At 36.9% G+C, this 13,273-nt stretch carries 12 protein-coding genes and 1 other RNA gene; 5 read left to right on the top strand and 8 right to left on the bottom strand.

Annotated features, from left to right (window positions below; genetic code table 11):
- The first annotated feature begins 174 nt into the window (after nt 1-174).
- Complete coding sequence (gene lpdA, locus V8G61_RS08355) at nt 175-1,551, top strand: dihydrolipoyl dehydrogenase (RefSeq protein ID WP_394875091.1); 1,377 nt, start codon at nt 175-177, stop codon at nt 1,549-1,551.
- Nucleotides 1,552-1,620: 69 nt separating this feature from the next.
- On the opposite strand, the gene aroQ is transcribed toward lpdA, so the two are convergent.
- Both aroQ and V8G61_RS08345 read right to left on the bottom strand, forming a co-directional pair.
- Entirely contained in the window at nt 1,621-2,037 is a 417-nt protein-coding gene (gene aroQ, locus V8G61_RS08350) for a type II 3-dehydroquinate dehydratase (protein ID WP_394875090.1), read from the bottom strand.
- Between the two features lie 76 nt (nt 2,038-2,113).
- Complete coding sequence (locus tag V8G61_RS08345) at nt 2,114-2,626, bottom strand: outer membrane beta-barrel protein (RefSeq protein ID WP_394875089.1); 513 nt, start codon at nt 2,624-2,626, stop codon at nt 2,114-2,116.
- A 234-nt stretch (nt 2,627-2,860) separates the two neighbouring features.
- Here V8G61_RS08345 and xerD point away from each other — a divergent pair, with 234 nt between their 5' ends.
- Nucleotides 2,861-3,757: a site-specific tyrosine recombinase XerD gene (gene xerD / locus V8G61_RS08340; RefSeq protein ID WP_394875088.1), complete on the top strand. Its 897-nt coding sequence runs from the start codon at nt 2,861-2,863 to the stop codon at nt 3,755-3,757.
- A gap of 52 nt (nt 3,758-3,809) precedes the next feature.
- Here xerD and rny read toward each other — a convergent pair whose 3' ends face one another.
- The 4 genes from rny to V8G61_RS08320 form a co-directional block, all read right to left on the bottom strand.
- Entirely contained in the window at nt 3,810-5,384 is a 1,575-nt protein-coding gene (rny, locus tag V8G61_RS08335; RefSeq protein ID WP_394875087.1) for a ribonuclease Y, read from the bottom strand.
- A 59-nt stretch (nt 5,385-5,443) separates the two neighbouring features.
- Nucleotides 5,444-5,551, bottom strand: a non-coding RNA gene (ssrS, locus tag V8G61_RS08330) — 6S RNA.
- Nucleotides 5,552-5,607: 56 nt separating this feature from the next.
- Nucleotides 5,608-5,901: a cell division protein ZapA gene (locus V8G61_RS08325; protein WP_394875086.1), complete on the bottom strand. Its 294-nt coding sequence runs from the start codon at nt 5,899-5,901 to the stop codon at nt 5,608-5,610.
- 14 nt (nt 5,902-5,915) lie between these two features.
- On the bottom strand, nt 5,916-6,206 hold the full coding sequence (locus V8G61_RS08320) for a hypothetical protein (RefSeq protein WP_394875084.1): 291 nt from the start codon (nt 6,204-6,206) through the stop codon (nt 5,916-5,918).
- A gap of 169 nt (nt 6,207-6,375) precedes the next feature.
- Between V8G61_RS08320 and V8G61_RS08315 the strand changes: the two genes are divergently transcribed.
- Entirely contained in the window at nt 6,376-8,061 is a 1,686-nt protein-coding gene (locus tag V8G61_RS08315) for a M23 family metallopeptidase (RefSeq protein WP_394875083.1), read from the top strand.
- Nucleotides 8,062-8,072: 11 nt separating this feature from the next.
- Complete coding sequence (locus tag V8G61_RS08310) at nt 8,073-10,547, top strand: carboxypeptidase-like regulatory domain-containing protein (RefSeq protein ID WP_394875082.1); 2,475 nt, start codon at nt 8,073-8,075, stop codon at nt 10,545-10,547.
- Nucleotides 10,548-10,556: 9 nt separating this feature from the next.
- Here V8G61_RS08310 and V8G61_RS08305 read toward each other — a convergent pair whose 3' ends face one another.
- Nucleotides 10,557-11,711 carry a cysteine desulfurase family protein gene (locus V8G61_RS08305; protein ID WP_394875081.1) on the bottom strand — a complete coding sequence of 385 codons (1,155 nt, stop codon included), beginning with the start codon at nt 11,709-11,711 and terminating at the stop codon, nt 10,557-10,559.
- Between the two features lie 100 nt (nt 11,712-11,811).
- On the opposite strand from V8G61_RS08305, the gene V8G61_RS08300 reads away from it, so the two are divergent.
- On the top strand, nt 11,812-12,711 hold the full coding sequence (locus tag V8G61_RS08300) for a hypothetical protein (RefSeq protein WP_394875080.1): 900 nt from the start codon (nt 11,812-11,814) through the stop codon (nt 12,709-12,711).
- Here V8G61_RS08300 and V8G61_RS08295 read toward each other — a convergent pair.
- A complete protein-coding gene (locus V8G61_RS08295) occupies nt 12,708-13,268 on the bottom strand; it encodes a Smr/MutS family protein (protein WP_394875079.1) in 561 nt (186 codons plus the stop codon). The two genes, V8G61_RS08300 and V8G61_RS08295, sit on opposite strands and share 4 nt — an antisense overlap.
- Nucleotides 13,269-13,273: the final 5 nt, after the last annotated feature.

The following is a 13,273-nucleotide window of genomic DNA, read 5'->3' as shown; positions in this document are numbered from 1 at the left end:
TGTTTGCTCATTTTTATTAACATTTGATAATCAATAATTTAAATTTCTTGGAAATTTATAAATACCTAAATTTAATTAGGCCAGTTTTAAAGGACACTCAGAATAAAATTAAAAACAGGTCAGTATTCTTTTTTAGATTTCGATTTCGTAAATTCGCAGTCTAAAAAATAACTCATGAGTAAATACGATATTATAGTTCTTGGAAGCGGGCCTGGCGGTTATGTAACCGCTATTAGAGCTTCGCAATTAGGTTTTAAAACTGCTGTTGTTGAAAAAGAAAGTTTAGGTGGTGTTTGTTTAAACTGGGGTTGTATTCCTACAAAGGCCCTTTTAAAATCAGCTCAAGTATTCGAATATCTTAAACATGCTGATGAATATGGTTTAAAAGTGAAAGACGCTGAACACGATTTTGATGCGGTTGTAAAACGTAGTCGTGGTGTCGCTGATGGCATGAGTAAAGGCGTTCAGTTTTTGATGAAGAAAAATAAAATTGACGTCATTGAAGGTTTTGGAAAACTAAAACCTGGTAAAAAAATAGATGTAGATGGTACCGAATATAGTGCCGATAATATCATCATTGCAACCGGTGCGCGCTCCAGAGAGTTGCCTAGTTTGCCACAGGACGGTAAAAAGGTAATTGGATATAGAGAGGCCATGACCTTAGCAAAACAACCAAAAAAAATGATCGTAGTAGGCTCTGGCGCTATTGGTGTTGAGTTTGCTTATTTTTATAACTCCATGGGTACCGAGGTCACTGTTGTAGAATATTTACCAAACATTGTACCCGTTGAAGATGAAGATATTTCCAAACAATTGGAGCGCTCTTTCAAAAAGTCCGGCATAAAGGTTATGACCTCGGCAGAAGTAACTAGTGTGGATACGTCCGGGAGTGGTGTAAAGGCAACGGTTAAAACCAGTAAAGGTGAAGAGCAGCTTGAAGCGGATATTATTTTAAGTGCTGTTGGGATAAAAACCAATATTGAAAATATCGGATTGGAAGATGTGGGTATTGTTGTTGACCGCGACAAAATATTAGTAAACGATTTTTACCAAACCAATATACCGGGATATTACGCCATTGGAGATGTAACGCCGGGTCAGGCATTAGCTCATGTCGCTTCCGCGGAAGGGATATTGTGTGTAGAAAAAATCGCTGGAGAACATGTACAACCTTTGGATTATGGAAATATTCCTGGATGCACGTATTGTTCCCCAGAAATTGCCAGTGTTGGATTAACTGAAAAACAAGCCAAAGAAAAAGGATTTGACATTAAGGTTGGAAAGTTTCCATTCTCTGCCTCGGGTAAAGCAAGTGCCGGTGGTAATAAAGAAGGTTTTGTAAAAGTTATTTTTGATGCTAAATATGGTGAATGGCTGGGATGCCATATGATTGGTGCCGGTGTTACCGATATGATCGCAGAAGCCGTATTAGGTAGAAAATTAGAAACGACAGGCCATGAAGTACTTAAGGCAGTTCATCCACATCCTACCATGAGTGAGGCTGTGATGGAAGCTGTCGCTGATGCTTATGATGAAGTTATTCACATTTAAGAATAAAGACATTAAAATAAAAAAGTTCCGGTTTGCGCCGGAACTTTTTATTTATAATAGTTTTAATTTTTACAAAAAACTTTGAATGGCTAAACTATAACTTCGTAAACCAAACCCTAAAATAACGCCACTGGCATTTGGAGAAATATAGGATTGGTGCCTAAATTCTTCACGGCTAAAGGTATTCGAAATATGAACTTCCACCACAGGTGCTTCAATAGCTTTAACTGCATCTCCAATACCAACAGAGGTATGTGTATAAGCGGCGGCATTCAGAATGATCCCGTCGTATGAAAAGCCTGCTTCTTGAAGTTTGTCAATAAGTTCCCCTTCAATGTTCGATTGAAAATAATCCAATTCAACGGTTACAAATTCCGTTCTGAGTTGACCTAAAAAATCTTCAAATGACAATTTACCATAAATATCAGGTTCACGTTTGCCTAAAAGATTCAAATTCGGACCATTAATTATCATTAGTTTTTTCATAGGGTAAATATATTAAAAATTGGGTATAAAAAAACCGAGCATAATGCCCGGCTTTATCTTATTAAAAAATATTTATTTAATTGAATTTATAGCCTACACCAACAGTAAAAAAATTATCTCGAGCTCTAAAATCTTCATTTCCATTGTAATAATTGTTTATTTGAACAGAATATCTGGCTTGAAGGAAAAAGTTTTGAGTAATATCATAACCCAATCCTGTAGCCAAAGCTAGTCCTAAAGGAGTATAATTAGTAGAAGCATCTTCTAAAATATAAGAAGCCTGAGGTCCTGCCTGGATACTAAATTTTTCGGTAGTATAATATTTGAGCAAAATTGGAATAATGATGACATCGTTACTATTCGCATTTGCGTATAAAAGTTCAGGTTGCAAATGTAATTTTTCAGAAGTTTTAAAATCTGCCATAGCACCAACATAAAATCCCGAGGCTGTGCCAGATAAAGAACTTCCACCAATTGTGAAGGACTTAGAAGATACACCGAAATAACCAGCTGTTAAACCAAATTGTGTTTGGGCTTTGGCCGAAAAAATAAAAACAGATAAAAAAGAAAATAAAAGTAGGTTTTTCATAATAATTTTTTTTAGGTTAAGTCTGGCGAATATAATCAGAAATTATCTGTGTTTTTACATGTTTTCTAAAAGTTTATCTAAAAATATCTATTAACATTTGTTTATAGATATTTTAAATGCTTATTTTTTGAATATAGTTTTTAATGAATGATAAAATCATTTTATAATCTTAGGACAAAGACTATTTTAAAAGTATTTTAAAACTAATTTCAAAGTATGTGTAATTTTACAAATATGAAATGGAACCAAGTTCTTAAAGACTATCAACTTTACCTCAAGATCGAACGTGGACTGGCTGCAAATTCCATTGAAAACTATAGTCTTGATGTTAAGAAACTGATCCAGTACCTTGAGGATAACAAAGTGAGCGTGTCTCCAACCGACATCGATAAAGAAACCGTTCAACGGTTTATTTATGAACTGGCTAAGGTGATCAATACACGGTCGCAATCCCGAATCATCTCTGGTTTACGCAGTTTTTTTAATTTTTTGGTCTTTGAAGACTACCGCAAAACAAACCCTTTAGACCTTATAGAATCACCTAAAATAGGTAGAAAGTTGCCTGATACCCTTTCAGAAGAAGAGATCGATAGACTGATCGCTGCAATAGATCTTAGTAAACCAGAAGGAGAACGTAATAGAGCTATGTTAGAAACACTTTATGGATGCGGTCTTCGTGTAAGTGAATTGGTAAACTTAAAACTATCGGACCTGTTTTTTGATGAAGGTTTTATAAAAGTAACGGGCAAGGGTGATAAAGAACGCTTTGTGCCAATCGTAAATTCAACTATAAAATATATTAATAACTATATCATTTACATTCGGAACCACCTGAACATTCAAACGGGTTACGAAGATACCCTATTTTTAAATAGACGTGGTAAACAGCTTACCCGTGCCATGATTTTTACCATAATCAAACAATTGGCGGAGAAGATCGGACTCAAAAAAAGTGTGTCACCACATACCTTCAGACATTCTTTTGCAACGCATTTATTACAGAATGATGCCGACCTAAGATCAATTCAATTAATGCTCGGACACGAAAGTATTACCACCACTGAAATTTATGTGCACATGGATAAAAGCCACCTTTCCAAGGTGATTCAAAAGTATCATCCCCGGAAATAAAAAATCCAGCTGTAAAAGCTGGATTTTAATTTTATTATATTTCAAACCGCATCTATTTTGCAATATTCACGGCACGTGTTTCACGGATCACAGTTACTTTAACCTGTCCGGGATACGTCATATCTGTTTGAATTTTTTGTGAAATACTAAAGGATAGATCTGCAGCTTTATCGTCATTCACTTTATCGCTCTCTACGATTACGCGAAGTTCTCTACCAGCTTGAATAGCATAAGCTTTTTTAACACCGTTAAATCCAAATGCGATATCCTCAAGATCTTTTAAACGCTGAATATAGCTATCTAAAACCTGACGACGCGCTCCTGGACGAGCACCTGAAATGGCATCGCAAACCTGAATAATAGGTGCTATTAATGTTTTCATTTCGATTTCGTCGTGGTGAGCCCCAATGGCATTACAAACATCCTCCTTCTCGCCAAATTTTTCAGCCCATTGCATACCTAATATAGCATGTGGAGTTTCCATATCCGCTTCTGCATCCGGCACTTTTCCAATATCATGCAGTAGTCCGGCACGCTTGGCGAGTTTTGGATTCAAGCCTAACTCAGCAGCCATAACACCACAGAGTTTAGCTACTTCACGGGAGTGTTGTAACAAGTTTTGCCCATATGAAGAGCGGTATTTCATTCTACCGACCATTTTGATAAGTTCAGGGTGCAGGTTATGAATTCCCAGATCGATCACGGTACGTTTACCGATCTCAATAATTTCCTGATCAATTTGTTTTTTGGTCTTCTTGACTATCTCCTCAATACGGGCCGGATGAATACGTCCATCAGTAACCAATTTATGAAGAGATAAGCGTGCAATTTCTCTACGCACAGAATCAAAACAAGACAAAATGATAGCTTCCGGAGTATCATCAACAATGATCTCTACCCCTGTTGCCGCCTCAATGGCACGAATATTTCGACCTTCACGACCAATGATTCTACCTTTTACGTCATCAGATTCAATATTGAATACGGAAACGCAGTTGTCTACTGCTTCTTCTGTTCCAATACGCTGAATGGTGTTAATGATCACCTTTTTAGCTTCCTGTTCCGCAGTTAGTTTCGCTTCTTCAAGGGCATTCTGAATATAGCCCATGGCATCATTTTTAGCTTCTCCTTTTAAGGATTCTACTAATTGCTCTTTAGCTTCTTCCGCCGAAAGGCTGGAAATAACCTCAAGCTGCTGAACCTGATTTTTATGAAGTTTATCAATTTCTTCTTGCTTCTTCTCAAGAACAGTTATCCTGTGATTGTAGTCTTTAACCTTTTCTTCGAGATTTTCATTGATCTTCTTATTTTTCGATAACTCATTAGATATCTGAGCTTCTTTATCCCGAGTTCGTTTTTCGGCCTCAGCCATTTTTTTATCCCGAGAGAAGATTACTTTTTCGTGCTCCGATTTTAATTCAATAAACTTTTCTTTGGCCTGAAGGATTTTATCTTTTTTTATCGATTCTCCTTCGCTTTGGGCTTCTTTTAAGATCATAGCCGCACTCTTTTTTGCCTCTTTTATAAGTTTTGAAGCATTGTTTTTCTCGAGAGCTTTGGCCACGAAAAAGCCTATGATTAAGCCAACAACAGCAGCTACCATTGTGAATATAATTGGGTTTTCCATGTATTTAATTTAGTTGACAGTTAGATATAAAAAAGCCTACACTGGTAAAGGATTTGAATGAACTCCTTAAAAACAAGTTTAAGGCTAACAAGCTGATCAAGGGTCTGCTCGGAGGCAGCATGCTTTTACAACTTAGACTCACCTTTTTTAAAGAATTAACGTTGAGTTCAGCAAAAAAATAACCAATGTAGGCAGTAACTTTATGTATTTAAAGAACGTTTTTTTAAGAGCTTAATTGTGCGTTTAACAACGCATCCAATGCTTTTAGCTTTTCCTCGACATGTTCACTTACTGTGGCCTTATCAATCGATTTTTGCTCAACTTGTGAGGCAAATTGCAGGGCACACATCGCTAGTACATCTTGTTTATCTCTTACAGAGTAACTTTGCTCAAATTGCTTTATCATTATCTCAATGTTCTTAGCGGCTTTTCTTAAACCTTCTTCTTGACTAGCTTCAATCGTAAGTGGATACACGCGATTTGCTATAGATAGCTTTATTTTAAGCTTTTCGGACATTGATTTTCATTTCTCTAATCTGATAACTGCGTAATGCAGTGGTCGATTTCTCTAATTAAAGCGTTTATTTTGAGTTTCGTTTCTCTTTTATTATCGCTACTACCAAGCATTGTATTTGCCATTTTTAAAGCATCGTATTTTTCTTGCCAGGCTAAAATATCTTGAGACTGACCCTCAATCGTTTGCTTCGATTGCTCTAATTCTTCTTTTAACCTAGAATTAGCTTGCTTTAAAATATCCATTTTGTGTAATATCTTACTAATTTTGTTTTCTAACGAATCAACAATTTCTTCAATATTACTCATTTACAAATATCAATACTTATTACACAAAGTTAACATTCGCAATAGAAACTTACAATACTTTTCTCATAAAATTTAAATGTGATGTTTTTAACACAATAACCCAAGTGGTTTTGTGTTTTATAGTTTGCATATTGAAATCTAATTAATATTTTAGCACCAAGTCTTACTTATGCGATTCATCCCGATACTACTATTCATTTACGTTTTTAGCGCAGGAGCCCAAAATATTTATCCTCAGGATTATTTTGAAAGTCCCTTAGATATTCCACTCATTTTTTCCGGTACATTTGCTGAGTTACGATCCAACCATTTCCACGGAGGTTTAGATATTAAAACTCAGGGGCGCGAGGGACAAACAATTAAGGCTGCTGCTGATGGTTATGTGAGTCGTATAAAAATTTCTCATTACGGCTACGGTAAGGCCTTATATATTGCTCACCCTAATGGGTACACTACGGTATACGGACATTTGCAACAATTTAATGATAGCATTGAAAACTTTATTAAAAAAAAGCAGTACAGTAACGAGTCCTATGAGGTTGAAGTTTTTCCGCGTGCCGGTGAACTTCCGGTGAAACGTGGTGAATTTATAGCCTACAGCGGAAATACGGGTGGCTCTGCTGGTCCGCATTTACATTTTGAAATTCGGGATAAAAATCAATACCCGATCAATCCAATGCTTTTCGGAATCGAAACTGAAGACCATATACTTCCTATTGTTAAATCAGTTTTTGCCTATCCTATGGACGAAAATTCCGGCATTAATAAGGAAAGCTCCAGAATAAAATTGCGTTTGATCCCATTGGATAGTGGAGATTATATCACGGAAAATGTAAATGCTATTGGAAAAATTGGTTTTGGTATTGAGACCATCGACCGTCAAGATCTGGCTTCGAATCAAAACGGGGTTTATAACATCTCAACTTTTTTGAATGGGAATCGAAATTATGGCCTAGATTTTAAATCATTTTCATTTGATGAATCAAAACACATCAATCAACTGATCGATTACGAATACTATGAAACTCATGAAAAACGTATTCAAAAACTGTTTAGGATCAACAATCCACTGAGTATTATAACAGACGTCGTTAACGATGGTATTGTGAGACTTGAAGACAGCACTAACGTGGTTTATAAAATAAGGGTTTCCGATTTTAAAAACAATGAAACCTGGGTTACCATCAATATAAATGGTACTAAAAATGCTATGGGAACACCAAAGCCTGAAGAAAAAACGCCCTATTTCATTCATCATGATCAAAAAGTGAATTTAAGCAAAGATGGAGTCGATGTTTCTTTTGCCGCCGATACCTTCTACGAGGATTTTTATATGGATTTTAATGTTTCCAACGACACCTTGACCCTACATAAAGATATTGTTCCGGCGAAGAAATATTTCGATATTTCGTTCGACGTCAGTAAATATAAACCTGAAGATTTAAAGCATTTATACATTGCGCGTTTGGTTGGTTACAAAGGCTTTCCGGCGTATTCATCCACACATAGAAAGGGGAACACGCTAACAACCCACACCAAAACGCTTGGAACCTACACATTGGCTATGGATACTATAAATCCAACCATAAAACCAGATAATTTTTATGATGGGCAATGGATAAGTAATTTCCGTTTCTTAAAATTAAAAATAAAAGATGACATTTCCGGTATTTCTGATTATCGCGTAACAGTAAACGGCAAATGGATTTTAACAGAATACGATTACAAAACTAATACCTTAGTGCATGATTTTAAGGATAATGTTATTAGGGATGTTAAAAATAATTTGAAAGTGATCGTGGTGGATAATGCAGGAAATAGTGCTACATTTGAAGCAATTTTTTACAGAAAATAAAATAATTTCATTTGAATTTTTCGAAGGGTCTTTTACTAGGTTTCATATTACTCACAACCGTTGTTTACTCACAGACGGCTACGGTTCAAGGTGTTATTTTAGATGAAAACAACACACCGGTATCCAATGTAGCTATAACGAATTCTACCTCGGGTACTCAAAGTAATGCTAATGGTTTTTATCAGATAAGTATTCCCGCTAACACCTTAATAAAACTTCGATTTTCCCATATATCTTTTAAAAGTATTGAGATATCATTCGAATTGAAAAATGGTGAAATTGTTGAATTTAATCCCGTGATGAAATTAGCAGTGGAACAAATAGCAACAGTTGTTGTAAATTCTTCACGTAATAAAGATATTGAGGGTATTACAAGTTTAGATCCTGAAACCATTCGAAAAATTCCGGGAGCAAATCCGGGTGTTGAAAATTTATTGATGACCCTTCCAGGGGTAAGCAACAATAACGAACTGAGTACACAATACAACGTTCGGGGTGGTAATTTTGATGAAAATTTAGTTTATGTGAACGGCATAGAGGTCTATCGTCCGTTTTTAATTCGTTCGGGCCAACAGGAAGGTTTGAGCTTTGTAAACTCAGATTTGGTTCAAAATGTAGATTTCTCTGCTGGAGGATTTCAAGCTAAATATGGCGATAAGTTATCATCTGTTTTAGACATTACCTACAAACGACCATATCAATTCGAAGCACATGCTGATCTTAGTCTCTTGGGCGCGGGTATTTCGATAGAAAATATGAGTAAAGACTCGAAGTTTACGGCACTTGTTGGAGCCCGGTATCGCGATAATCGGTTATTGATCAATGCCAGAGAAACAGAAACCACGGTCTCCCCTGTTTTTACAGATGTCCAAGGCTTATTCACGTACCGTTTTACGAATAAATTCCAGTTAAGTTTTTTAGGTAATGCCGCTCTAAACAATTATAATTTTATACCCCAAACCCGGCAAACTAACTTTGGAACCCTAGCCGATCCAAAAGCTCTGGTCGTTTATTACAATGGTCAGGAAAAAGACCGTTACCAAACGCTTTTTGGAGCGTTAAAAGGGACTTACATAGTTAATGACCATCTTACAACGCATCTCATAGCCTCTAGCTATCACACCACAGAAGAAGAGTATTTTGATATTTTAGCTCAATACGCACTCGGTGATGTGAATACCAATATTGGTGATGAAAATTTAGGTGAGGTGGAATTCACACAAGGTATCGGAAGTCAGATCAATCATGGTAGAAATAGTTTGGATGCCTTGATATCGAATATAGAACTCAAAGGACAATATACCAAAAATGAAAACCGTATTGATTGGTCTGTGAAATTTACGAATGAGGATATTCGCGATCGTCTGGTTGAATGGGAAGTTATTGACTCGGCTGGATTTTCTATTCGACCACCAAAAACCACACCTGTAAATGAACAACCTTACAGCCCATATGCCGGACCTCTGGTACCCTTTCAAAATGTAAGAGCAACAAACTTCACCACAATCAACCGAATACAGGCCTATACCCAGTGGAGTAAAAAAACGTCGGTAGGCAACTCTGAACTTTGGCTAAATGCAGGCGTCAGGGCACACTACTGGCAGGTTAAGAACAAAAATGGAAGAGGTACAGCAACCCAAGCTTCAGGGCAAACCGTGATCAGCCCTCGTGTTCAAATCGCCTTAAAACCGAACTGGGAAAAAGATATGCTATTCAGGCTTTCGGGTGGTTTATATTACCAACCCCCGTTCTATCGTGAGCTAAGAGATAGTTCGGGTACCGTTCAACCCACAGTTAAAGCTCAAAAATCCTTTCACGTCGTTTTCGCTAATGATTACAGTTTTAATATGTGGGATCGCCCTTTTAAGTTAAGTTCGGAAGTTTACTATAAAGGCTTAAGCGATGTAAACCCATATACCTTGGAGAATGTCAGAATCCGCTATCGTGCACGAAATAATGCTAAAGCTTATGCATACGGCTTAGATCTTCGACTGAATGGTGAGTTTGTTCCCGGTACGCAATCGTGGTTTAGTTTTGGCTATTTAAAAACGGAAGAGAACATTGATGAAAGAGGCTATATTTCAAGACCAACAGATCAACGTTTAAAATTTGCTGCGCTGTTTCAGGATTATGTTCCTAGTGTGCCGAATTTAAAGGTTTATCTCAACTTAGTATATAACACAGGGCTTCCTGGTGGATCTCCCAGCTATGCCGATCCTTACCAATATCAAAATCGTCTGCCGGATTACAAGCGCGGTGATCTAGGACTGCAATATGTTTTAGTTGATGAAGATAAGCGTTTCGATCATGGTTGGAAAAAACCCTTCAAAACCCTGAGTATCGGGTTTGAGATCTACAATATATTCGACGTTCAAAATTCTATTACCAATACTTGGGTGCGTGATGTTTACACGAAACGACAATATGCCATTCCAAACTATTTAACCCCAAGAGTATTCAATTTAAGAACACGAATGTCATTTTAATAGGCAAGATCAAGACACCTGACTCAAAATATTTTCCTTAAGAACAGAAACAACATAATCTACTTCAGCTTTCGAATTAAATATACTGAACGAAAAACGAACTGAGGGTTTTTGAAGTTCTGCATCATTCAATATTTCATTAAGCACATGTGAGTTTTGATTACTTCCACTCTGACAGGCACTCCCCTTGGAACAAGCAATACCTTTCAAATCCAATTGAAATAGAAGCATTCCTCCTTTTTGAGCGCTAACCGGTAAACACACATTAACCAGAGTATAGGTGCTTTTTTCAAGATCACCGGAATAGCCGTTAAATTTAACTTCAGGAAGCGCATCTTTTAAAGATCGGATAAAATAGGCCTTCAATTCTTTTACACTTTGATATTCCGTTTCAAAATTATTACTGGATAGCTCCAAAGCACTGGCTAAGCCAACAATGTTATGCGTACATTCGGTTCCGGCACGTAACCCACGCTCCTGCTCACCCCCAAAGATCAAAGGTTTTAAACCGGTGTTTTTTCGAACGAAAGCAAACCCAACACCTTTAGGACCATGAAATTTATGTGCTGAAGCAGCTAAGAAATCAACTGGCGTTTCTTGTAAGTCCAAAGGATAATGACCGATAGATTGAACAGCATCAGAATGTAAAAAAGCGCTAAATGTTTTACAAAGTTCAGCCACTTTTTTAAGGTCCAAAATAGTTCCAATTTCATTGTTCACATGCATCAAACTCACAAGTGTTGGTTTGTCTGTTTGTAAAAGGGTTTCCAGATGTAAATAATCAATATCACCATGAGGGTCCAAATTCACATAACTAATTGTAAGGTCGTATTCCTCCGCGAGTTGGTCTAAGGTATGCAACACGGCGTGATGCTCTATTTTGGAACTAATAATATGTTTTACACCTAGATCGCGAACAGCGCTTCGAAGCACTAAATTATCAGCTTCTGTACCACCGGAAGTGAAAATAATTTCACTAGCAGAACAATTCAAACATTTGGCTACCGTTTTTCGGGATTGTTCGATCAGGGCTTTGGAATGACGTCCAAAACTATGGGTGGATGACGGATTACCAAAGTTGTTTTTCAACACCTCGGTCATAGCCTCTACAACCTTATCTCGCATTTGGGTGGTTGCCGCATTATCAAAATATACCTGTCTCATCCTGCTGTAATAAAGTACAAAAGTACTTGAAATAAAATTATTCTCAATAAGCTACGTTATAATTAACAATTCTACTATTTTTGCCTAAAACCCAAACACAATGCGAAAGTTTTTATACCTTTTACTACCACTCCTTATCTTACCTGCTTGTGATGATGGGGATGTGATTACCGTAGAATTGAACTTTGGCGAAACCTTTCAGGCATGTGAAAGTTTATCCAACCTCGTATTGTATAAAACAAAAACAGAACCCAGTGAATCACTTTCTTTATTGATTACCAGTTTTACAAAGGCCGAATTGATTGCTGTTGGTGCTGACGGAACCTCTACAACCACAAAATCAGCGACCATATATTACCGAACCTATAGTGATGCAACATTACCAAATAATCTTTTTTGTACTAATATACCGCCAAATGTCAACATTATTCAGGATGAAAGTGATACTTGTTCTGTTGATTTCAGCGCTGTGTTAGTGGAAGATGATCAAGATGATGTCACAGCGATTTTGGAAGACCGAAATGGTGATGGTAATTTAGAGAATGACGATACTGATATGGATGGATTACCAGACTATATCGATATGGATGATGACGGGGATAATGTTCTTACTAAAAATGAAAACCCCGATCCTAACGGTGATGGTATTTTAGATGATGCTCAGGATACCGACGGCGATGGTATTCCGGATTATTTAGACCCGGATGATGATGGTGATGGCGTTCTTACCAGAGATGAAGAAAACCAATCTCAGGACCAAAATCCTCAAAACGATATCACAAATGGAACCTTGGGCATTGCTGATTATTTAAATCCCGAGGTCGCCACAACGGTTTCAGCTACTGCTTACAGACAACATACTATTAACCAAACGTACAACGTTAGTGCTCAAGTACGAGATATTAGCCTATCATTCTTGTCTCAGGAACTTTTGGATTTTGGTATTCTAAATGATGGAATTACAACCAACTCCAGAAAAGAAACACCGCCTTTTAATTAACTTTTAGTGTTCTGATAGATATAGATTTCTGTAGCGCCTAAACCATACTTCTGATAATTCGCATCATAGTATTTGATGTTATCATAACGCCGAAAAAGATATTCTAATTCTAATTTTAATACGCCTTCACCTACACCGTGAATAAAAACGACTTTCGGGATACGATTAGCCATAGCATATTCCAATTTCCGTTTGGCGGTATCTAACTGTAGGGTGAGCATGTCGAAATTGGACATGTTTTTTGTTGAAGTCACCAACTGATGTATGTGAAGATCTACCTCCATGATAACTTCATTACGTTCTTTTGGTTTTTTACGTGGTGTCTGTTTTCGCTTTGGTTTTTCTTTTTCAGCAACCACTTCTTTAAAAGACCTTTCGGAAAAAATCGATTTGCCAAAACCTGATTTATCCTCCATTAAAATAAGTTCATTTCTGTGAAAACTGAGTTCAAAACCGTCATTTGTTTCGATATAAACCACATCTCCTTGAATACGTTTTACCGTACCTGAAAGATCATCATCCAAAACCGAAACAAAATCATTCACCTTAAAAGCCATAATAT

This window comes from Gaetbulibacter sp. M240 (assembly GCF_043876815.1).
Taxonomy (GTDB): domain Bacteria; phylum Bacteroidota; class Bacteroidia; order Flavobacteriales; family Flavobacteriaceae; genus Gaetbulibacter_A.
This window is presented reverse-complemented; position numbering and strand designations above follow the sequence as displayed.